The organism is Haloferula chungangensis (genome assembly GCF_042664875.1).
GTDB classification, from domain to species: Bacteria; Verrucomicrobiota; Verrucomicrobiia; order Verrucomicrobiales; family Akkermansiaceae; genus Haloferula; species Haloferula chungangensis.
Genome location: NZ_JBHTBS010000003.1, coordinates 253,369 through 273,234 on the forward strand (window position 1 = coordinate 253,369; position 19,866 = coordinate 273,234).

Consider the following 19,866-nt stretch of genomic DNA (forward strand, 5'->3'; position numbering starts at 1 on the left):
GAGCTGTGCACCTCCTTGTCACCGGAGCCAATGGCTACATCGGACTGCGCCTGATTCCCGCCCTGCTCGAAGCGGGACATCGGGTCACGGCACTGGTGCGAGATCGTCGGCGTTTTCCGCTCGATGACTTCTCCAGCGCAGGCGATCGACTCCAGCTTCTCGAAGGCGACTTCCTCGAACCCGATACGCTTCCTGAATTTCCCAACGACGTCGATGTCGCCTACTACCTGCTCCATTCCATGGGTGGAGGCGGCGATTTCGTGGAGCGGGAAAAACGAGTCGCCGCTCATTTTGTCGCGGCCCTCGACCCGACCCGCTGCCAGCGGACGATTTATCTCAGCGGTCTGACCGATCCAAATCAGGAACTTTCCCCACACCTTCGCTCGCGCAACGAAGTCGAGGATCTGCTGCGATCCGCCAGGGCGAGCCTCACGGTGCTGCGCGCTTCGATCATCGTCGGCTCCGGCTCGGCATCTTTCGAGATCGTCCGCGACCTCGGAGAAAAACTGCCGGTCATGATCTGCCCGCGCTGGGTCGCCACCCGATGCCAGCCGATCGCGATCCGCAATGTCATCGAATACCTGACGGGGCTGTTGGATCATCCGACCACTGCCAGCAAGACCTACGACATCGGTGGTCCCGAGATCCTCCGCTACCGCGACCTCCTCGAAGGATACGCCGAGGTCCGTGGCCTCAAGCGCTATTTCATCCCCGTTCCCTTCCTGTCCCCGGGACTCTCCTCATGGTGGCTCTATCTCATGACCTCCACCACCTTCTCCCTCGCCCGGGCGCTGGTGCATTCGATGAAGAACGAGACGATCTGTCAGGATCACGCAATCCGTTCCATCATCCCGCTTTCCCTCCTCAGCTACCGCGATGCCGTCGAGCTCGCCCTCGCACGCATCGCCCAGAACCGGGTGCCATCCCGCTGGGCCGACTCCCTTCAGGCCGGCACGCTGGATCCCGGCTTCATCGATGCCGTGCGCACTCCCGAGCACGGCGTCTTCATCGATCAACAAACCCTCCCCATCACCTCGACCCGCAAAGAGGCCATCGAAGCCGTCTGGTCGCTCGGCGGACGGAACGGTTGGCCTTCGATGAACTGGGCATGGCGAATCCGTGGAGCGCTCGACCGCATTTTCGGAGGCACCGGCATTCGTCGTGGTCGACGTCATCCCAGCGAACTCCGCCCCGGTGACCCACTTGACTTCTGGCGTGTCATCGTCGCGGATAGGAAAGCGGGACGGCTCATGCTCTACGCTGAAATGAAACTCCCCGGCGAAGCTTGGCTCGAATTCCGGATCGAGGACGACCAACTCAAACAAACCGCCACCTTCCGTCCTCAAGGCATCTTCGGACGTCTCTACTGGTTTGCCGTACTTCCCTTTCACTGGCTTCTCTTCCCCCTCATGGCCCGACGGCTTGCCGGCGCTTCGCGCTGAGGCCGAATCCATTCCTTGCAGCCGCCACGATCAGGCCGATGGTCTGATTGATGAGCACACGGATCGAAAGAGACAGCATGGGTGAAATGCAGCTACCCGCAGATTCCCTTTACGGCGCCTCCACCCAACGGGCCATCGATAACTTTCCCATCTCCGGGAAGCCCCTGCCCCTCGAGATCATCCACGCCTACGCGTTGATCAAGAAGTCAGCGGCAGAGAGCAACGGGAAGCTTGGTCTTCTCGAAGAGTCCGCAGCCCAAGCCATCATCCGTGCGGCCGACGCGATCATCGCAGGAAATCATGACGATCAATTTCCCGTCGATATCTATCAGACCGGTTCCGGCACATCGACAAACATGAACGTCAACGAAGTGATCGCCCGCCTTGCTTCTCAAGAGGTTCCCGACATTCATCCAAACGATCACGTCAACCTCGGACAGTCATCGAATGACACCTTTCCATGCGCCATCCACGTGGCATCCGCAATGGCCATTCGGCGGGCACTGATTCCCTCGCTCGACGGACTGGCGGAGGCTCTCGAGCACAAGGCCACCGAATTCCACGAGGTTCTCAAAATTGGACGGACCCATCTGATGGATGCCACGCCGATCCGGCTTGGTCAGGAGTTCTCCGGCTGGTCTCGTCAGGCCGAACTCGCCTCCGCCCGAGCAGGGAAGGCTCTCGACGCCCTGATGGAGCTTCCCCTCGGTGGAACGGCTGTCGGCACCGGTCTCAACGCCCACCCATCTTTCGCTGCTGAGACCATCGCGCGTCTCGCCGAGGAAACCCAGTTGCCATTTTGCGAAGCCCAGAACCACTTCGAAGCGCAGAGCGCCAAGGATGCCTGCGTGGAGGCACACGGCCATCTCAATACCATCGCCATCTCGCTTCACAAGATCGCCTCCGACATCCGGCTCCTCGCCTCGGGGCCGCGCTGCAGTCTCGGAGAGATCACTCTCCCCGCTCTTCAGCCGGGTTCATCGATCATGCCTGGAAAGACCAATCCGGTCCTCGCTGAAGCACTCACCATGGTCGCCGCGCGGGTCATCGGCAATCAAGCGACGGTGAGTTGGTGCGGTGCCGGAGGATTTCTCGAACTCAACGTTTCGATGCCGCTGCTCGCTGCCTGCCTTCTGGAGTCCATTCAACTCCTCGCCCATGCCAGCGATGCCTTTCAAAAGAACTGCGTCAGGGGAATCAAGGCCAACGAAGCACGCTGCCGAGAACTCGTCGACCAATCGATGGCGATGGTTACCTCACTTGTTCCCTACATCGGCTACGACCGCGCCGCATCGCTGGCCAAGGATGCCATGCTCAGTGGTCGCACCATTCGCGAACTTTGCAACGAGCGGCTCGACGAGTTGAACATCACTCGCAGCGATTTGGAAAATGCGCTCGATGCCGCCAAGATGACCGGCGGATGAGATGTGCTCAAAGGACCACGTCGAAAAAGTCCTTCATCACCTCGCGATACACTTCACGTTTGAACGAGGGAAGCCAATCGAGGTCGAACTCGTCCGGTAGAATCCAGCGGTACCGGGAAAACTCCCGTGGCTCGCGGCTGACATCGATTTTGGCATTATCCGACTTCAAGCGGCAGTGGAAATACACCTGCTCCTGCCCTTGGCAGCCATGTTTGCGGGCCTTCTTCTCGCGCACCCCTTCCGGATAAAGATAGCGATAGCCTTCGCGCTTCTCGATGACTTCGTAGTCCTTCGGCTTGAGGCCGACTTCCTCGCGAACTTCGCGATAAAGCGCCTCGAGCGCGGATTCTCCATCATCCACTCCACCTTGCGGAAATTGCCAGGCACCCGGAATGGTCCAACGCTCACAAATGAGCAGTTGGCCTTCTCCTCGCGTGATCAACGCGGCGACATTTGGTCGGAAACGAACCACGGCGAAAAAGTAGGCCAAGCACAAGTCCTTCTCAATCATTTACTTTACCGAATAATTACAATCTCGCGCTAGCCATCGGCCTCGAGGTGGTGTCTTATTTCCCATCATGAAGCCCATCTATCCCCTCTTTGCCGCCCTCTTTTTGGTCGCTGCCCTTCCTGCCCATGCCCAGCAGAATGGCGGCAACACCGCGACCACCGAATCCGAAGAGGAAAGCAACACCACCGAGACCGACGGTCCCCGGCGTTTCTGGCAAGCCAGCCTTTCCAACGGACACTACATGGTCGCGCTCGATCGCATTTCAAACATCAGCATGCACGAGTATCTGCTCGATGGCAGCGTGGTCGTCACCGAGGTCACCATCGACACCACGGGGCGCGCTCTCGCACGTTTCTACTACCTCGAACCCCTCAGCGATGCCGGCGGTCGCGATGAAGTCAGCCGCGTCGTCGACAAAGGCCGTGAACTGCTCGACCGCGCGGGCCAGAAGGCCGGCACCGAAGCCCACAACATGGCGCAGAAGACCTATCCGACCACAACCCATGCCGGCACCATCGAGTATCGCATCACCGACAAGCGCGATTTGGACGCGCTTTACGGAAGCCTCAGAAAAGCCTGGGAAACCGGGAAGGGTCGCAAGCTGACGATCAAGTAGGAACTAGTCCGAAGCCCGCTCTCCCGAAGCCTTCTCCGTGGGTTCTTCTGGCACGGGCTTCTCCTTGCCTCTGATCGAGTCGAACAACGATCCCACGCCTCTCACAAGGTCATCGGCCTGACGGATGACTTCGTCGGCGGCTTCGGCTTTATCGCCATCTCCGTCGAGCAGCAGCTTTCCCGTTTCAAGCAGGTTTTCCCCCTGCTTGATCACCGCCTTGCCTTCATCGACTGCTGAATCGAGATCACCAGTGACGACGTTGCGGGTGAACTTCAGAACCCGCTCCCCGGTTTCCGGCAAAAGTTCAAACAAGCGCTCGCCGGCAGCTGCGATCAATCGATCCGTGAGGTCTTCTTTCGGATCATCCACCGTTCCCGTAATCCTCAGGTTGGTCCAAAGCAAAGCCCGGTCCCCAGGAAGGAAGACCTTCGTTTCCGCACCGGGAATCCGCTCGAGCGTCCCGGGTGCCAGCCCCAGTTTGAAGCGACCGTCGAGCCGATCATTCGCATCGATTCGAATCATGCCCTCAAGTCGGATCAGGCCATCACTGCCGAGTTCCAGATTCGAAACGGTCAAGATGCCATCCTTCCAATAATAGTCGGCACGAGCATCATTCAGCACCAGCCGCCGGAAGCGCGGATTCCCGCCGTAAGCCGCCAGGTGGTCGAGTACCGGCAAGGCGGTTAGAATGCCTTGGCTCAATTCAAGCGAGCCATCCACTGCCAGTCCCGTTCCGGAGTCGCTAACCGAGAACTCGCTTCCCAGCCTTCCTTCAAGCCGCTGCTTCCAGTCTTCCGAGAGAACCTCTGCCGCCATCACATCCCGCAGTCGGCCTTCAAAGGTGAATCCGCCGCCGCTGAGCGCCGCTTCACCGCTGAGGTCCAGTCGGCCAGATTCATAGACCGAGAAGGCCGCATCCGTTAGATAGACCATCAGGTTCTGATAGCGAAGTCGCGCTTCGCTCAAGCGCAGTGATGGAAGGTATTCCCATGGCAAATCGACCTGGCCGCCCTTCGCCTCTACTCGATAGCTTTGTTTCCCCCCTTCCGGACGCACATCCCAATTCGTGCCGGCGAAATCGATATCTCCCTCCTCGAGCTTCACCTTGAGCGACGAGCGAACCACCTCGAGGTCCAGCAATCTCACCTCACTCGGCAAATAATCCGCATACCAGGCTGGACGCTTCTCCGTAACCTCCGCCAAATCCGGCGTTCCCTGCAACTGTCCGGGAAGAGGCTCCTTTTTCGCCTCCTCTCGCAGGTCGAGCACCACGTCGAGCTGATTGAGTTTCGCCCCACTCACCTCGACCACCCCGGAGCTCACCTTGCTCAATCCGATATCGAGGCGCAGCCCATCGGCGTGGAGACTTTCGACCAATCCATCGCCCTGCGCATCGAACGAATCCGATCCGACCGATCCGCCATTCCAGTGGAATTTCCCGAACTCCGATTTGGCGCCCAAGCCTTCACCAACCTCATTCGAAAGCATCTGCCGGAAGTCCTCGCTGTGCAGCCATGACCTCAACCACAGGTATCCCCCGGCAACCGCCGCCACCAGTAGCAGTCCCAGTATCACCAGGCCACGAATCCACCACGACCTGCCTGCTTTCGGGGCACCCCGGCGACGTCTTGCTCTGCGACTCATCCCCGACAGCATGCGCGAATCCAGCGAGTCCGCAAGCCGCTTGCACCCGCGCGCTCCCACGCTACACTCCCGCCCATGCAAGAGGAAATCACACTCGCCCGCGACGTCGAGGCCATCCAAATCCCCAGCGGCGACACCCTGACCCTGCCGATCGGCACCCCCGTTTTCATCACCCAGCGCCTCGGCGGCACCTTCACCGTGGCCACCTCCGGAGGCCTCGCCCGCATTTCCTCCAAAGATGCCGACGCCCTCGGCATCGACATCACCGAGCACAAGCAAAAGCAGGCCGAAGCCGAGCGCCTCAAGGACGCCCCGGTCGAAGAACAGGTCTGGGCCCAGCTCAAGGAAGTCTACGATCCGGAAATCCCTGTCGACATCGTCAACCTCGGCCTCGTGTACGACTGCGCCATCAATGAAGAAGACGGCAAGAAAACCGTCGCCATCAAGATGACCCTCACCGCCCCCGGCTGCGGCATGGGCCCGGCGATCGCCGCGGATGCCCAGTCAAAGATCATGACCATCGACGGGATCGACGACGCTCAGGTCGAACTCGTCTGGGATCCTGCCTGGAATCAGGACATGATTTCCGAGGAAGGAAAGATGAAGCTCGGCATGGTCTGATCTTCTTTTTGGAGCGATGCCCAAGACCCGGATCTTCACGTTCGCCGCTGTCGGAATGGTGCTGATGGCGGTGATGCTGGCATCCTTCAACTACCTCCTCGCCGCCCTCATCGTGCTCGCCAGCGTGGTGATCGGCGGCATCGTCCTGGCGGTCACCGCCTGGCGCTCCGAAATCTAACAGTTCCCCCAGATTGACCTAAACCTGAGCCCTGTTCAACCGGGCTTCCCCCAAGCTCCGCCTCCTGGAGTCTCGATGATGACCCGTTCGCCCGCCGCCGCACGGTAAGTCACTGACGCTGGAAGCACGTCTTTTGATCCATTTGGCTTCACTCGGGTCTGCCGACCACTAGCTCCGTCGCCTCCGTTCTCCGATCCTCTCGGACCTTTCCTTCTTCTCTGGGTCAGGAAAGAAACCGTCAGCGGCCGGAGAAACTCGATCTCACGGGTGATGCCGTTCCCACCCTTGAACTCCCCGTTTCCACCGGAACCCTTGCGGATCTCATGGCGCCAAACCCTCACCGGGTAGCGATGCTCGATCACTTCGGGGTCTGTTAGAGCCGTGTTCGTCATGTGGACGTGCCGACCGCTCGACCCATGAAAGCCCGGACCCGCGCCACTCCCTCCTGCCAGCGTCTCGTAGTAGCCGAAGGTCTCGTCACCAAAGAGGAAGTTGTTCATCGTGCCCGGCCCATTTGCCGCTAGCCCGAAGGCTTCCAACAGGATATCGGTCAGGCGCTGGCTGATCTCGACATTGCCTCCAACCACCGCTGGCGCCTTGCTTGGATCGTCGGAAAATCCCGGATTGAGCATGCCGGGCGGAATCACGATATCCAGCGGTTCTAACAGGCCTTCATTCAGCGGCACATCATCGCCCAACCACAGCCGCAACACGAATAAAGTCACACTCCGCACGATTGCCGGGGTCGCATTCAGGTTCCGAGGATGCACCGGAGCGCTGCCGCTGAAATCGATCTTCGCCCGGCCATCCCAGACTTCCACGCTCACCATCAGCGCCGCGCCATCATCCAGAAGCGTCTCCACTTTCCGGCTCAAGCGCCGATCCGAGAGCCTGCTCCGCATCAGGGCCGACGAGTGATCGATGATTCCCGCCAATTCGTCCCGCACGGTTTCCGCGCCATGAGCCTCCACCAGACGTAAGATCATTTGACGGCCCAGATGACACGACGCCAACTGCGCCTCGACGTCGGCAAGATTGTCCGCGGGGCGACGCGACGGAAATGGAGCCTCCTTCAAAAGCCGCTCCAACTCCTCCATTCGGGGATGACCAGCCTTCACCAAATGCATCGGCGAAATCACCACGCCTTCTTCCGCAAGACAACTCGCGTCGGCAGGCATTGAGCCCGGCGCCTTTCCTCCCAACTCGGCATGGTGCGCGCGGTTCGCGACGTAACCGATCAACTCACCGCCCTCATCATGAATTGGTGCGATCAAAGTGACATCCGGCAAATGCGAACCGCCCGCTGCCGGATGATTCGTGATCGCCACATCGCCGGGCTCCAGCTTCAATCGAGCCACCGTCTCACGCACACAGACGCCAAGCGCCCCAAGGTGCACCGGCACGTGAGGAGCACTCGCCACCAGCCGACCCTTGGCATCGAGCAGCGCACAGGAAAAATCCAGACGCTCCTTCACATTTGTCGAGAGAGCGGTGCGCCGCAGCGCCTCTCCCATCGCCGAGAGCATCCCTTCGAAGCGACTTCGGAAGATCCCGGATCGCACCGCAGCCGACAGCAATTCTCCCTCTTCCGAGACTGCATGCCTCCGATGAAGTGAAAGAGTTCCTCTTGTTCCCCGACTCATCGACCAGCCCTCGGGAACGACACAGGTGGAAAATCGATCCTGAAAGAGTGCAGGCCCTTCCTGCTCCTCCCCTGAGAATGTTTCACTTTCTAACAGCACCGATTGATCCTCGGCAATGACCCGCAGACTGACCAACTCGATCTGTTTCGCCTCCGGTGGGGCGTAGCCGAAAATCCTTCGATACGCTTCAACGAAATCCATTTTCATGCCTTCCACACCCCGCTCGTCGCAGGCGACCTCAATCGTCGAATCCTGACCCAGGAGCCGAAGTCCCGCCACTTTCCGGATCTTCGGTCGATCCACATTCAAAGCCATCAGCGTTTCATCAACGAGCTCCTTCCAGATCTCGTTCAAGGTCACCGCCACATCATAGAGATTGATCAGGACCTGCCTCACCCCCTGCTCCTGCCTTACCGCGCGTTCGAGACCCCAGGCGCTCAACAGCCCGGCATCCGCCGGCACCAAAACTTTCGTCACGCCCAAACGTTCGGCAATCGCACAGGCATGCTGCGGTCCCGCTCCTCCGAAGGCCAACAAGGTGTGGTCCCCGATCGGCACCCCTTCTCTAACACTCACCGAGCGGATCGCCTCCGCCATCGTTTCCACGGCGATCGCACGAATCCCCGATAGCAGCGCCTGCTCGTTTTCCACCACCTGTCCATTAGCCCTCATCGCCGATAGCAGTTCGTCAAAGCGAGCCTGAGCAGCCGGAAGGTCCAGCGGGATCCCCGCCATGCCTGTATCCATCAGGCCGAGCAGCAAATTCACATCGGTCAACGTCAAGGGACCACCCCGACCATAACATGCCGGCCCGGGATCGGAGCCCGCGCTTTCCGGGCCGACCTTCAGCTGCCCGTCATGCCAGCGACAGATTGATCCACCGCCCGCCGCCACCGTCTCAATCTTCAAACTCGGAGCCACCACCCGGGCGGGACCGATCTGTTGCTCCTCCCGATAGGAAAACGGTCCATCGATCCGCGCCACATCCGTGCTCGTCCCGCCCATGTCGAAGGTCAGCAACTTCGGACAGCCCGCTGCTTTTCCAAGTTCCGCCGCACCAATCAGACCGCCCGCCGGTCCCGACAAAAGGGAGTCCTTCGGATGGTAGCGATCCGCTGGTGCCAGACCTCCGGCGCTGGTCATCAGCCAGGTCTTCGAACTTGTTAGAGGTTCGGAGACACGCCTGATGAAGTGCCGCATCACCGGTGCCAGAAAGGCATCCGTCACGGCTGTTTCTGCGCGTGGAAGCAGTCGAATCAGCGGGGCCACCACCGATGACAGCGTCACCTGCTCGAAGCCCTCCTCCTTCAACCAGCAGGCCACCCGCATTTCATGATCCGGAGACTTCCATGCATGGAGCAGAGCCACTGCCGCCACCGTGCAGCCGGCCGCCAGAGCCTCGCGCGCCGAAGACCTCAGCTCCTCTTCATTCAGGTCTAACAACTCTTTTCCATCGGACGTCATCCGGCTCCCCACCCCCACCACTCGTTCCGCCAAGGGTTCGCAGGGAGGTTGATCGAGTGAGAACAGCTCCTCCCGCCTCTGATCACGAATCAGAAGCAGATCCTCGAAGCCATGGGTCACAAACAAGGCCAGGCGAGCTCCCTTCCTCTCCAGAAGGGCGTTGGTTCCCCGCGTCGTCGCCACACGAAAATCCATCGCTGGCAACTCCTGACCTGGTGACGTGCGGGTAAGCAACCGTGCTGCCACCACCGGGGCTTCCTCCCCGCCATCCAATTCCAGCACCTCAGCCCCGAATCCGCCTTCAATTCGCAAGCGTCCTTCTTCGTGCTCGGCCACGGTCCCTCCGTCGCTCGCCCTCCAGCCGGTCAACAAACCATCGGGGAGCTCATCCTCCAGTTTCCACCAGCCATCCCCATCGGACTTCAGCCTGACACGCATTCGGCCATCCGAAAGCACCTTGCAACGCCGTTCCTCACCTTCCGGTGTCCGGCACCAGGCGTCGGTAAACGTCCCACCGGTATCCACCCGAACCTTCCAGAAACCCTCTTCCATCATTTCTCCCCACCGAGATCGCTCAGTCGCCTTTTTCAGGATCTTTCAGTCGGCACAACAAGTGAGACGGCCGGGCGAACTCCTCCATTCCGAGGAGTTCACGACCCCCTGATGACCGCCTCATCGCAATTCTGAAATCACATGCGGCCCAACTCGCGGGCCACGATGATCAAGGTCTCGCGCACACCGGGACCGTAGCGACCATCAGTCTGCACCGCCAGGAGCACCGATCCTTCTCGGATGAAATCAATCGGTGCGTTGTTGCACTGCAGCTGGACCTTGCCATCACCAAAATTCAGTTTGGAGAGAACTCGCGAAAGCCCATCGATCACGCCCACATCGGCATCGGCAATCCGTTCCAGATGACGAATACCCGGCAGGGCACGCGAGCGCTGAAGCAGCTCACTTTCCGTCAACTCCCGATCCACCCCGAAAACCGCGCGCACCTCGAGCTGACGGATCGAGGAAGAATCCGAACCACTCGAATTTTCAGGGCTGGCTTGCGCCGCAGAAGCGGAACTCTCGGGCGAAGCCTGCTTGGCGGGTTCGTCCTTGGAGGGACCTGACATCGCAAAGAAGGAGTCCTTGCTATCATCCGAGGAGCCAGCGGCTTCGAAAGGCGATTTACCAAGCCCCGACACCGGTGGCTCGTAGCCAAATGGCGATTTGCTGTCGCTCGACGCGAAGGGTTCGAAGGATTTTTCCGATACCTTGGAAGGTCCGGACTTCTGACGTGTCGCAGACTCCTCCCCGGCGATCGCAAAGGGAGAGTCGTCCTCCAATGGCGCTGCGAAAGGGCTGTCGTCGGACTCGTTGGCGGCAAAAGGGCTTCGGACGGGGGCCTCGAAAGCAAATCCCTCTTTGGGTTCAAAAATTCCTTTGTCGTTGCTCATGGTGTTGGGACAGGCCGAAGAATGAACCTCGTCGGCATTGTTGCTCTGGGGATACGTCGATCCACCGAGAAAGTCTAGTCTCCAAAAGCAATCCCGCGCGCCGGGCGAACCAGCAGAGGATGGAGCGGCAGGAGCTTCATCCTTCTGCGGCCAGACGCTTGAGCTTGCGCTTCAGGCTGACCTTTGTGGCTGGAGAGACGCGATCGATGAAAAGCACCCCATTGAGGTGATCGGTTTCGTGCTGGATCGCACGAGCCAGAAGACCGTCAGTTTCGATTTCGAGAACGCTGCCATCGATCTGAGGAAGGATCGCTTTCAGACTCGCCGGACGGTTCACATCTGCCTTCACGTCGCGGATGCTCAGACAACCTTCCGTATCCTTTTCCCGGTCATCACCGAACTCGAGCTCAGGATTGATGAAGACCAGCGGCATGATCGATGACAGCTCGGCATCCTTTCCATTTACCTTGAGAAAACTGATGCACTCCGGGTCATGCGAGACATCGACCACGGCGAGTCTCAGAGGAACCGCCACCTGCGGCGCCGCCAGCCCCACTCCTTCCGCGTCGTACATGGTTTCGAGCATATCGGCGACGAGCTTGTGCAGCTCTTCGTCAACTTTCTCTACCGGCTTGCAGCGTTCGCGGAGGACGGGATGGCCGAGTTGGACAATATCGAGAATCATTCTGAAAGGGCGGTTTGGAAAGGCCGCTGATTGCGTGCCGGAAGCTCCTTATCTTCAATCCCCGCGCGGGTCAACGGTCAGAGCGAGCTCCTGCAGGGAAGCGGAACTCCTTAAATCCTGCCCGCAGGACTTCGAGCATGGCGGCGTCATTCCTGCGGAGCACTTTCGCCGGGCAGCTGGATGCGCGCGGGGACGTCCTTCACTTCGATTCCGGCACGGGTCAAGGCATCCCAGACGCCCATCAATTTCTCAAGCGAGACTTCCTTGTCGGGCTCAAGCTCGAGCTTGCGATTCGGATTCTCTTTCACGAAGGCTCCAAGATAAGCCTCGAGCAACTTGAGATCGGGCACGGTTAGATTATCAAGACGGATCGTACCATCTCGGTCGATCGCCAGAACCGAGCGCTCGTCGATGATCGATTGAGAAGGCACGTCGCGCACGGTGGGCAACTCGATCTTGAGCACCTCGCGCTTCTTCTTGAACTCCGAGGAGACGATGAAAAAGATCAGCACGATGAACAGGATGTCGATCAGGGCAACGATCGGAACCTGACGAGCACGCGGAGATGGACGTTGGAATTCCATTAGCTCTGGGGCGGCAGGACTGCGTTGGCACTTTCGGGACTCACCGTGCGTCCGCAGACGTTGGCAAGCTTGGTCAGAAGCACTTCAAGACGTGCCGCCAGGGTATCGATCCGACGTTGGAAATAGCCGTGCGCGATGATCGCCGGCACGGCGATGGCGAGTCCGACGATGGTGGTCTTCAGGGCGCGGCCGATGCCCAGGGCAATCGTGACCCGATCCGCTTCGGCCTCAAGACCGGAGAAAACAACGACCAAGCCCGAAGCAGTCCCAAGGAGTCCTAACAGAGGTGCCACAGCGATCACCACGTCGATCACGGTCATGCCGGCCTGCATATGAACGATCTCTTGTCGCGCCGCGGCCTGCACCGCTTCGGCAATCTCCGATTGGGGACGCCCGCGTTTCCCCACGGCGATCGCGCACAGCCGCGCCAATGCGCTCTCTCCCCTTTCAAACTCGGCGACTACCGGCTCCGCCCCCGAGCCCGCCACCATTTCGCCGTAGCGTTCGACCTTTTTCGCCAGATCCTCGGGGATGACGCGCTGACGGGTGAGCGAAAAGAACTTGAACATGATCGCCGTCAGACCGGCCACCGATGTCAGGGCCAGCAGCAACATGAACATGCCGCCTTCCTTGAAGAACAGCGTGATCTGCTCGGACCAACCGGGTGTGGTATCGGCCAAAATGAAATGAAGGGTTTCGGTCATCATGAAAATTCGGAGATCAGTTAGAGTTAGAATATGAAGTTGTAAAGAAGCTCGAGTGGCTCGCCGCCCAGTTCGCGCTTTACCTCCGCAGGCATCGCGGGAAGGTCAGCGTCGCGGATCGCGCTATGGGTGAATCCTTTCTGGATCGCGCCGACACCAAAGTGGTCGACTGTCAGGACCGAGCGGACCTTTCCCTGGGGATCGAGCACGACCCGCAGGCTGATCGAGCCGGGGAGAATGAAGTCACGGTTCTCAATGACCTTGCGCTGCCAGGACTTCTCGATCGCCCGACCGATCGCCGCTTGATATTTGCCAAGCGCTCCCGCCTTCATATCGAGCGAGGAAAGTCCATTGCGGGAGATCGAGCCCTTCAGTTCGGTCTTGCGTTGGTGACCCCGAAAGCCCGGGTTTCCCGCGGGCGAGGGATCGACCTTTTTCCTGGGAGTTTCCACGACCTCCTCCTTCTTTTCGGTTTTCTCCGCCTCTTTCCGAATTTCCTCCGGCGCCGATTTGGGATCATCTTCCTTTTCCATCGGCAGCACCGGACGTTCTACAGGAAAGGGTGTCTCCGCCAGCACCTCCTTGGGTGGTGCCGGCTTGTCTTCGCGCTCGATCATTTCATTCGTGCCGCCTTCTTCATATTCGGTCGCCGCCACCTTCTCCTGCTGCACTTCTTTCAGCTCGGCTACGGCATTTCTCGCCTCTCCCGGCGCGCCGACCTGATCGTGCGCCAGATCGCCATCCTGGTAGTCGCTCTCGGTGGTTTCCATCTCGCCAAACCTGGGCTTCTCCCCCTTCTGACTCGGCATTGGCGGAGCCTCGGCCACGGGTGCCGCATCGCTCGTCGCCTGAGTGTCACGTTCGCCTATGAAAGATGGGTTCTCCGGAGCTTCCGATGCCTGCTCGGGCGAGGACCGGGCGAATGGCATGGCGCCTCTGGGTTCGGGAAGCGGCTCAGGCTCAGACTCAGCGGCAGGCGTCGGCGCCACCGGAACAATCATCACCGAGCGCGGCTCTGGCTTGGGAGGAGTCGGAGGAACGTCCTTGAGGAAAACTGAATGGATCGTCGCAAAGGCCAGCGCAACGAGCAGCAAAGCATTCAGGATCACAGACGCCAGGACCGCCTTCAGCCAAAGCCGGGCGTCGCTTCGTTCCATGGCGGCGGGGACGTTCATTCTCTGATCGGCCGAACCATTCACTCTTCTCTCCACTCGTGCAATGCAGGATATTCGAGACCCGATGCGTCAGGATGGCCTGCACTCCGGTGAACCCGAACACGGCTTCACAACGATCACGCTTTTTTACCCAAATGCTCCATCCGCCCCACAGACGAAAATGGTTTTCGAATCGGCCATCGGCCATTGAACCAAGCCATTCAGGCGGCTCAATCCCTGCCCCGGGCCGCCTTCCAGCACTCCAGAAATCCACTGGCAAAATCGCTGGGGCAACGGTTGATCCATTCGTCCAGCTCCCCCGCCGGCATCCACATCACCGATTCCACCTCCGAGCAGGGAAAACGGGGAGTGCCGTCCCATCGCACCATGTAGAGGCGAATGTGCTCCCAACCGGTCGCTTCACTCGGCGGGAGCTTGGCGACTTCCTGAGGCTCCTCACCCTCGATCCCCATTTCCTCGGCCATCTCGCGGCGAGCCGCGCCAAGGTAATCCTCACCGGAATCCAGGTGCCCTGAGACACTCGAGTCCCAGACACCGGGATGAGCGTCCTTCATTCGTGAACGCTTCTGAATCAGCAGGTCACCGCGACGATTGATGGCAAAGACATGCACCGCCCGATGGAGCAGACCTTGGGCGTGAACTTCCGCCCGCGTTGCGGTGCCGGTCACCTGATCATGTTCATCGACCACGTCGAAGAGTTCACTCCCCTTCTGAGGCACATCCTTCAGTGGATGGAGGTCGTAGTGGCGGGTCAACTCCACCCACTGGCTGAGGGTGAGCTGCTCACCCCGGATTTGCGGCGAGAGCGCCATCTTCGTCGCCACCTCACTCCAGGAGATCTCATCGGGCAACTGCTTGCCCAACTGCTTCCGACGTTGCGAAAATCCCCGGCGAATCAGCTCGTCGAAGCGCCTCCCATCGAAAAGCGGCAGCTCGTCCTTGAGTGGCTCGAGCACGGCCACCGTCGAATCAATTTGGGGCTGAGGATGAAAGGCTTCGGGCGGCACGATTTTCAGGGGTCGCACCTTCCATCCGCTCTGAATCCGCAGGGTCAACACGCCATAATCCTTCGTCCCCGGGCCCGCTCCGAGACGGTCGATCACCTCTTTCTGGAGCATGATCACCGCACGTTCGAAGGGATGAGGGCGATTGAGAAAATTGCGCATGATTGCCCCGCCGGACGAATAGGGAAGGTTCCCCAGGAACTTGAGCGGTCGGTGTTTCCATAACACCCGCGGATCGAACTTCGCGCCATCGGCATGATGCACCTCGACGCTCGGCTCATCCTTGAAGCGTTCCTTCAGCCAGGCCGCCAGGCGCGAGTCGAACTCGATCAGAATCAAACGCCTCACCCGCCCCACCAGCATCGAGGTCAACGCACCGGTGCCAGGCCCGACCTCGACGACAGCGTCATTCTCCTCGGGCAACAGCTGATCGGCGATCCACCTCGCGACATTCTGGTCGCAAAGAAAGTTCTGCCCAAGCTGTCGGTTCGGGCGCACTCCCGCTTCGTCGAGCGCCTCACGGATTTCGCGTTCTGTCACATCGCCAAAGCACACGAATCCAGGCGACACGGGCAAGCTCCCAATTCTCCAAAATGAAGAATAAATTCCAAAATCTTTGAACAAAGCGCCGCTCCGGAGGTCAACTCTCTTGAAAGCCGCGCTTCAGTGCCGCTTTCATGTAAGGGTGAACAGCAGTTGTCCGCTTTAAAATCCCCCCGGACTTTAAGGTCAGACAACTTCGCCGCCGGAGGGTGGGTGCTCTCCGGCGGCAATTTTCTTGCCTGGATTTCCCGATTTCTCCTCGGAATACCTCCTCCGGCCCGGCCCTACACCAATGCCGCCCCGCCGGGCTTCGCCCGCCCTCTCTCACGACTCCCTCATTTCTTGCGCGAATAAGGGTTGAAGGAGGCACGGCGGATCCCTTTACTTCCGCGCCCGCGAGCAAGCGGGTTGTTTTTCATGATCGAGAATATCCGCAAATACACCGGCCTCATCATCGTCGTCATCGTCGTCCTCGTCCTTGGGTTCATCTTCATGGACACCAGCGGACTGTTCCAGCAAAGGGCAGGTGGCGGAGCTGACTACATCCAGATCGATGGCCGCAACTACTCCCAGGGCGATTTCAACCGAATCGGCCGCAACCCGCTCAACCTCGCCCAGAGCCTCCGCAGCTTCGACGAGAACGGCATCCAGATCATGCAGTTCGCCAGCACTCTGATGTCGGGCGCTCAGACCGAGGAGACCGCCGCTCAGAATTTCTTCGCCTGCCGCATGATCCTCAAGGAGGCATTCGATGAATTCGGTGTTCATCCTTCACAGCAGGAAATCGAGAAATTCATCATGGGCCTCTCCACCTTCCAGGTCCGACCGGCACCTGGCGCGCCTCCAGGATCGACCACCGGGGAGTTCGACCAAGCCGCATACAACGAATTCATCGACAGCTTCATCGGCCGCCTCGGTCTGAAGGAAAGCGATCTCCAGGCACTCGTCCGCGACGTCATCGCCACCACCAAGCTGCGCGAAATCATTGGCGATGGACTCACCGTCAGTCGCGACCTCGCCGAGACCTCCACGATCGTCAATACCCAGCAGATCGAAGCTAGCGTTGCCTCGATCGAAATCGCACCCTTCCGCGAATCCATCAAACCAAGCGACGAAGAGCTCAGAACCTTCTGGGAAGAAGTCAAAGACGGCTACATGACCGAGCAACGCATCAAGGTCAGCTACTTCATCGCCGCCCCTACCTATCCCGAAGCTGCTGCTGACGAAGCGGCACCGGAAGGTGAGCAGACCGATGAGCAGAAAGCCGCTGCCGCCGACGCCAAAGCGGAGAAGGAAGCCAAGGAGATCGAAGCCAAAGCCGAAGCTGACAAGCAACTTGCCATCGAGGTCGACAGCTTTGTCAACGAACTCACCGATGCCGATGGAGCCAATTTTGACGCCCTCATCGAAGCCAGCAACTGGAAGCTTGTCGCCACCGATTGGTTCACCCCATCCAGCGTCCCGGACGAACTGAAGATCCAGCCACGCGCCACATCCCTCGGCAAGTCCGTCGCCGATCAGCTCTTTGCCCTGACCACCGGTCCCGATGCGTTGGCTCCGTTTTCGAAAGCCATCGCCGTTGGCCAGGACCAGTGGCTCTTCGCCCGCCTCGACGCTCTCGAAGAACCCCGCATTCAGACGTTTGAAGAAGCGAAGGAAGAGATCACCAAGCGCTACATCGATGAGAAGGCCGACGAAGCCCTCAAGGAGCACGTGGAAGGAAAGATCACTGCCATCAAGGAATCGATGGAGGCTGGAAAGTCCTTCGCCGAAGCCGCGAAGGAAGCCGGGCTGACCACCACCGAACTCGGTCCCTTCGGCCCTTCCGACACGCTCTCCGATGGATACACCGCTGCCGAGCTCTACACGCCGGCATCATCCGTCAATCCGGGTGAAATCGCCGAGCCGATCTACAACGAAAAGCAAGCGATCATCCTCTCCGTCATCAAGCGTCAGATCATCAAGGACGACAACCGCGGCCAGCAGATCGATGCGACCATGGAGCGCCTTGCCGCTGACAACGCCAACCGCGCCTTCGACGCCTGGCTTACCCAACGCCTGGAGAACGCCGAGGTTCGCGACCTCACCAAAGGCTGAACCATGTCTGAACTCGACGAACTCTTCGACGACGCCAACGGCGCGCTCGCGCTTGGTGAACTTGAAGAGGCAGCGGCGCTCTACCGCCGCTGTGTCGAGATCGACCCGGACTTCTTCGACGGCTGGCACGCCCTCGGCATGGCGCTGTTAAAGCTCGATAAGTACAAGGAAGCGATTGGCTGCGGGCTGAAAGCCGTCACTCTCCGTCCGAACGACCTGCTCGCCTGGACGTCCCTTTCCCAGATGTATGTCCGGGACAGCAACATCCCCGAAGCCGAGTCCGCCAAAGCCAACGCCCGCATCCTCTCGCTCGGCGGCAAAGTCGTCCGAGACACCTGAACTCTCCATTTCAGCGTTTCAGTTTTCAGTTTTCAGCGTTTCAAAAGCATGCTCATCACCACCGCCATCGACTACACCAACGGCGCGCCTCACATCGGTCACGCCTACGAAAAAGTCCTCGCCGATGTTCTCGCCCGCTATCAGCGCGTGCGCGGATCGGAAGTTTTCTACCTGACCGGTGTCGACCAGCATGGCCAGAAGGTCCAGCAGACCGCGGAAAAGGAAGGCATCAATCCCGCCACCTTCGCCAACAAGAAGACCAAGCTTTTCCTCAATCTCTGGAAAAAGCTCGGCCTCCAGTACGATGGCTGGGCCGCCACTACCGACGAACGCCACAAGGCCTGCGTCCAGGCCATCCTCCAGGACCTCTACGATCGTGGCCAGATCTACAAGAAGCAGTACAAAGGCTACTACTCCGTCCGCCAGGAACAGTTCATCACCGACAAGGAGCGTGGCGAGGACGGCGAGTTCGGCGCGGAATGGGGTCAGGTCGAGGAACGCGATGAAGAGAACTACTACTTCAAGCTCACCGATCACAGCGACTGGCTGAAAAACTACGTTTCTAGTACCGAAGACTGCGTCGTCCCCCCTTTCCGCCGCAACGAACTCGTCGGAGCCCTCGATCGTGCCGGCGAACAGGACCTCTGCATTTCCCGCCCGAAGGAACGCCTCCGCTGGGGCATCGAACTGCCCTTCGACACCGAGTTCGTCACCTACGTCTGGTTCGACGCGCTGATCAACTACATCTCCTTCGCCGGCTACAAGGCCGCCGCGGATGCCGAGCTGCCCGACTTCGAACAGCTCTGGCCTCAACCCGGCAGCACCACCGCCCGCCCGCTGCACATCATCGGCAAGGACATCCTCGTCCCCGCCCACGGCGTCTACTGGCCCTGCATGCTTCACGCCATCGGCTTCACCGACGAGCAGATCCCGCAGATCCTCGTCCACGGATGGTGGAACATCAGCGGCGAGAAAATGTCCAAGTCGCTCGGCAACGTCGTCGACCCCGATGCGCTCGCCGACAAGTTCGGCGTCGATGCGTTGCGCTACTACCTCGTCCGCGATATCAGCATCGGCCGCGACTCCGATTTCGACATCGAGCGGCTGGTCATGCTCTACAACCAGGAGCTCGCCAACGAACTCGGCAACCTTTGCAACCGCGCCCTCAACATGACGGGCCGCTTCTGCGACAGCACCTGCACCACCAGCCACGAGCCGACGCCGACCGATCGGGAACTGCGCGAATCCCTCGTCAAAGCCACCGCCGCCTACCGCACGGCGATGGACGGCTACGATACCGCCGCCGCGCTCAAGGCGATCAACGACCACGTCACGCACTGCAACGCCTACACCGAGCAGAACGCGCCATGGGCCCTCGCCAAGGACCCCGAGCAGAAGCAGCGTCTCGAGACCGTGCTTGCCCATCTGGTCGAAAGCCTCGCACACCTCACCGTGCTGCTCTCCCCTTTCCTCCCCGATCCCGCCGCGCGTCTGGCCAATCAACTGCGCATGGAAAGCCTGCTCGAGCTCAAACTCGACCAACTTGCCTGGGGTCTCATCCCCGACGGCCACCAGACCGGCAAACCCAAGCCCGTCTTCCCAAGGATCGTCGTCGAAGAAGAGTAACCTCAGCACGGAGCGCAATCACCCTGAACGCGAAGATTCCCGGACATTCCGTCCAACTGACGGCCGAAAAGGTCGTCGGCACAAAGCCGGAATGGCAGCGCTCCCACCTCGTGATTGGACA

General features: G+C 59.9%; 17 protein-coding genes. 8 read left to right on the forward strand and 9 right to left on the reverse strand.

The window, feature by feature from the left end; translation table 11 throughout:
• The first annotated feature begins 5 nt into the window (after window positions 1–5).
• Both ACFQY0_RS07600 and ACFQY0_RS07605 read left to right on the forward strand, forming a co-directional pair.
• Complete coding sequence (locus ACFQY0_RS07600; RefSeq protein WP_379710963.1) at window positions 6–1,442, forward strand: SDR family oxidoreductase; 1,437 nt, start codon at window positions 6–8, stop codon at window positions 1,440–1,442.
• 50 nt (window positions 1,443–1,492) lie between these two features.
• Window positions 1,493–2,866, forward strand: a complete 1,374-nt coding sequence (locus tag ACFQY0_RS07605; RefSeq protein WP_379710965.1) for a class II fumarate hydratase — start codon at window positions 1,493–1,495, stop codon at window positions 2,864–2,866.
• A 7-nt stretch (window positions 2,867–2,873) separates the two neighbouring features.
• Here the strand turns inward: ACFQY0_RS07605 and ACFQY0_RS07610 are convergent, their stop codons facing one another.
• Complete coding sequence (locus ACFQY0_RS07610) at window positions 2,874–3,338, reverse strand: NUDIX domain-containing protein (RefSeq protein WP_379710967.1); 465 nt, start codon at window positions 3,336–3,338, stop codon at window positions 2,874–2,876.
• 106 nt (window positions 3,339–3,444) lie between these two features.
• Here ACFQY0_RS07610 and ACFQY0_RS07615 point away from each other — a divergent pair, with 106 nt between their 5' ends.
• Window positions 3,445–3,993 carry a hypothetical protein gene (locus tag ACFQY0_RS07615; RefSeq protein WP_379710969.1) on the forward strand — a complete coding sequence of 183 codons (549 nt, stop codon included), beginning with the start codon at window positions 3,445–3,447 and terminating at the stop codon, window positions 3,991–3,993.
• Between the two features lie 3 nt (window positions 3,994–3,996).
• On the opposite strand, the gene ACFQY0_RS07620 is transcribed toward ACFQY0_RS07615, so the two are convergent.
• Window positions 3,997–5,637 (reverse strand): hypothetical protein, encoded by a 1,641-nt coding sequence (locus tag ACFQY0_RS07620; protein ID WP_379710971.1) that lies wholly within the window; start codon window positions 5,635–5,637, stop codon window positions 3,997–3,999.
• Window positions 5,638–5,712: 75 nt separating this feature from the next.
• On the opposite strand from ACFQY0_RS07620, the gene sufT reads away from it, so the two are divergent.
• Window positions 5,713–6,258: a putative Fe-S cluster assembly protein SufT gene (sufT, locus tag ACFQY0_RS07625; RefSeq protein WP_379710973.1), complete on the forward strand. Its 546-nt coding sequence runs from the start codon at window positions 5,713–5,715 to the stop codon at window positions 6,256–6,258.
• Between the two features lie 16 nt (window positions 6,259–6,274).
• The gene (locus ACFQY0_RS07630; RefSeq protein WP_379710975.1) at window positions 6,275–6,436 is read left to right on the forward strand and encodes a hypothetical protein; all 162 of its coding nucleotides are present in this window, start codon (window positions 6,275–6,277) and stop codon (window positions 6,434–6,436) included.
• A gap of 35 nt (window positions 6,437–6,471) precedes the next feature.
• On the opposite strand, the gene ACFQY0_RS07635 is transcribed toward ACFQY0_RS07630, so the two are convergent.
• The 7 genes from ACFQY0_RS07635 to rsmA all read right to left on the reverse strand — a co-directional run bounded on the left by ACFQY0_RS07635 (window position 6,472) and on the right by rsmA (window position 15,680).
• A complete protein-coding gene (locus tag ACFQY0_RS07635; protein ID WP_379710977.1) occupies window positions 6,472–10,098 on the reverse strand; it encodes a hydantoinase B/oxoprolinase family protein in 3,627 nt (1,208 codons plus the stop codon).
• Between the two features lie 134 nt (window positions 10,099–10,232).
• Entirely contained in the window at window positions 10,233–10,988 is a 756-nt protein-coding gene (locus ACFQY0_RS07640) for a hypothetical protein (protein ID WP_379710979.1), read from the reverse strand.
• Window positions 10,989–11,124: 136 nt separating this feature from the next.
• On the reverse strand, window positions 11,125–11,673 hold the full coding sequence (def, locus tag ACFQY0_RS07645; protein ID WP_379710981.1) for a peptide deformylase: 549 nt from the start codon (window positions 11,671–11,673) through the stop codon (window positions 11,125–11,127).
• 146 nt (window positions 11,674–11,819) lie between these two features.
• A complete protein-coding gene (locus ACFQY0_RS07650) occupies window positions 11,820–12,257 on the reverse strand; it encodes an ExbD/TolR family protein (RefSeq protein ID WP_379710983.1) in 438 nt (145 codons plus the stop codon).
• On the reverse strand, window positions 12,257–12,964 hold the full coding sequence (locus tag ACFQY0_RS07655) for a MotA/TolQ/ExbB proton channel family protein (RefSeq protein ID WP_379710985.1): 708 nt from the start codon (window positions 12,962–12,964) through the stop codon (window positions 12,257–12,259). The genes ACFQY0_RS07650 and ACFQY0_RS07655 overlap by 1 nt, the downstream gene beginning before the upstream one ends.
• Before the next feature lie 23 nt (window positions 12,965–12,987).
• Window positions 12,988–14,118 carry a hypothetical protein gene (locus ACFQY0_RS07660; RefSeq protein WP_379710987.1) on the reverse strand — a complete coding sequence of 377 codons (1,131 nt, stop codon included), beginning with the start codon at window positions 14,116–14,118 and terminating at the stop codon, window positions 12,988–12,990.
• A 227-nt stretch (window positions 14,119–14,345) separates the two neighbouring features.
• Complete coding sequence (gene rsmA / locus ACFQY0_RS07665) at window positions 14,346–15,680, reverse strand: 16S rRNA (adenine(1518)-N(6)/adenine(1519)-N(6))-dimethyltransferase RsmA (RefSeq protein ID WP_379710989.1); 1,335 nt, start codon at window positions 15,678–15,680, stop codon at window positions 14,346–14,348.
• 420 nt (window positions 15,681–16,100) lie between these two features.
• On the opposite strand from rsmA, the gene ACFQY0_RS07670 reads away from it, so the two are divergent.
• From ACFQY0_RS07670 to metG, 3 genes are read left to right on the forward strand one after another with little or no spacing between them, the layout of a single operon-like run.
• Window positions 16,101–17,780, forward strand: a complete 1,680-nt coding sequence (locus tag ACFQY0_RS07670; protein ID WP_379710991.1) for a peptidylprolyl isomerase — start codon at window positions 16,101–16,103, stop codon at window positions 17,778–17,780.
• 3 nt (window positions 17,781–17,783) lie between these two features.
• Window positions 17,784–18,119, forward strand: coding sequence for a tetratricopeptide repeat protein (locus ACFQY0_RS07675; protein WP_379710993.1), 336 nt, complete (start codon window positions 17,784–17,786; stop codon window positions 18,117–18,119).
• Window positions 18,120–18,167: 48 nt separating this feature from the next.
• Complete coding sequence (gene metG, locus ACFQY0_RS07680; RefSeq protein WP_379710995.1) at window positions 18,168–19,745, forward strand: methionine--tRNA ligase; 1,578 nt, start codon at window positions 18,168–18,170, stop codon at window positions 19,743–19,745.
• The last annotated feature ends 121 nt before the right edge of the window (window positions 19,746–19,866 follow it).

Excerpts from the sequence above, each read along its gene's own strand:
- def (WP_379710981.1), bottom strand. The coding sequence starts at position 11,673 with ATGATTCTCGATATTGTCCAACTCGGCCATCCCGTCCTCCGCGAACGC.
- metG (WP_379710995.1), top strand. The coding sequence starts at position 18,168 with ATGCTCATCACCACCGCCATCGACTACACCAACGGCGCGCCTCACATC.
- ACFQY0_RS07630 (WP_379710975.1), top strand. The coding sequence starts at position 6,275 with ATGCCCAAGACCCGGATCTTCACGTTCGCCGCTGTCGGAATGGTGCTG.
- ACFQY0_RS07635 (WP_379710977.1), bottom strand. The coding sequence starts at position 10,098 with ATGATGGAAGAGGGTTTCTGGAAGGTTCGGGTGGATACCGGTGGGACG.
- ACFQY0_RS07615 (WP_379710969.1), top strand. The coding sequence starts at position 3,445 with ATGAAGCCCATCTATCCCCTCTTTGCCGCCCTCTTTTTGGTCGCTGCC.
- sufT (WP_379710973.1), top strand. The coding sequence starts at position 5,713 with ATGCAAGAGGAAATCACACTCGCCCGCGACGTCGAGGCCATCCAAATC.
- ACFQY0_RS07660 (WP_379710987.1), bottom strand. The coding sequence starts at position 14,118 with ATGGAACGAAGCGACGCCCGGCTTTGGCTGAAGGCGGTCCTGGCGTCT.
- ACFQY0_RS07655 (WP_379710985.1), bottom strand. The coding sequence starts at position 12,964 with ATGATGACCGAAACCCTTCATTTCATTTTGGCCGATACCACACCCGGT.
- ACFQY0_RS07640 (WP_379710979.1), bottom strand. The coding sequence starts at position 10,988 with ATGAGCAACGACAAAGGAATTTTTGAACCCAAAGAGGGATTTGCTTTC.
- ACFQY0_RS07675 (WP_379710993.1), top strand. The coding sequence starts at position 17,784 with ATGTCTGAACTCGACGAACTCTTCGACGACGCCAACGGCGCGCTCGCG.
- ACFQY0_RS07620 (WP_379710971.1), bottom strand. The coding sequence starts at position 5,637 with ATGAGTCGCAGAGCAAGACGTCGCCGGGGTGCCCCGAAAGCAGGCAGG.
- ACFQY0_RS07650 (WP_379710983.1), bottom strand. The coding sequence starts at position 12,257 with ATGGAATTCCAACGTCCATCTCCGCGTGCTCGTCAGGTTCCGATCGTT.
- ACFQY0_RS07670 (WP_379710991.1), top strand. The coding sequence starts at position 16,101 with ATGATCGAGAATATCCGCAAATACACCGGCCTCATCATCGTCGTCATC.
- ACFQY0_RS07605 (WP_379710965.1), top strand. The coding sequence starts at position 1,493 with ATGAGCACACGGATCGAAAGAGACAGCATGGGTGAAATGCAGCTACCC.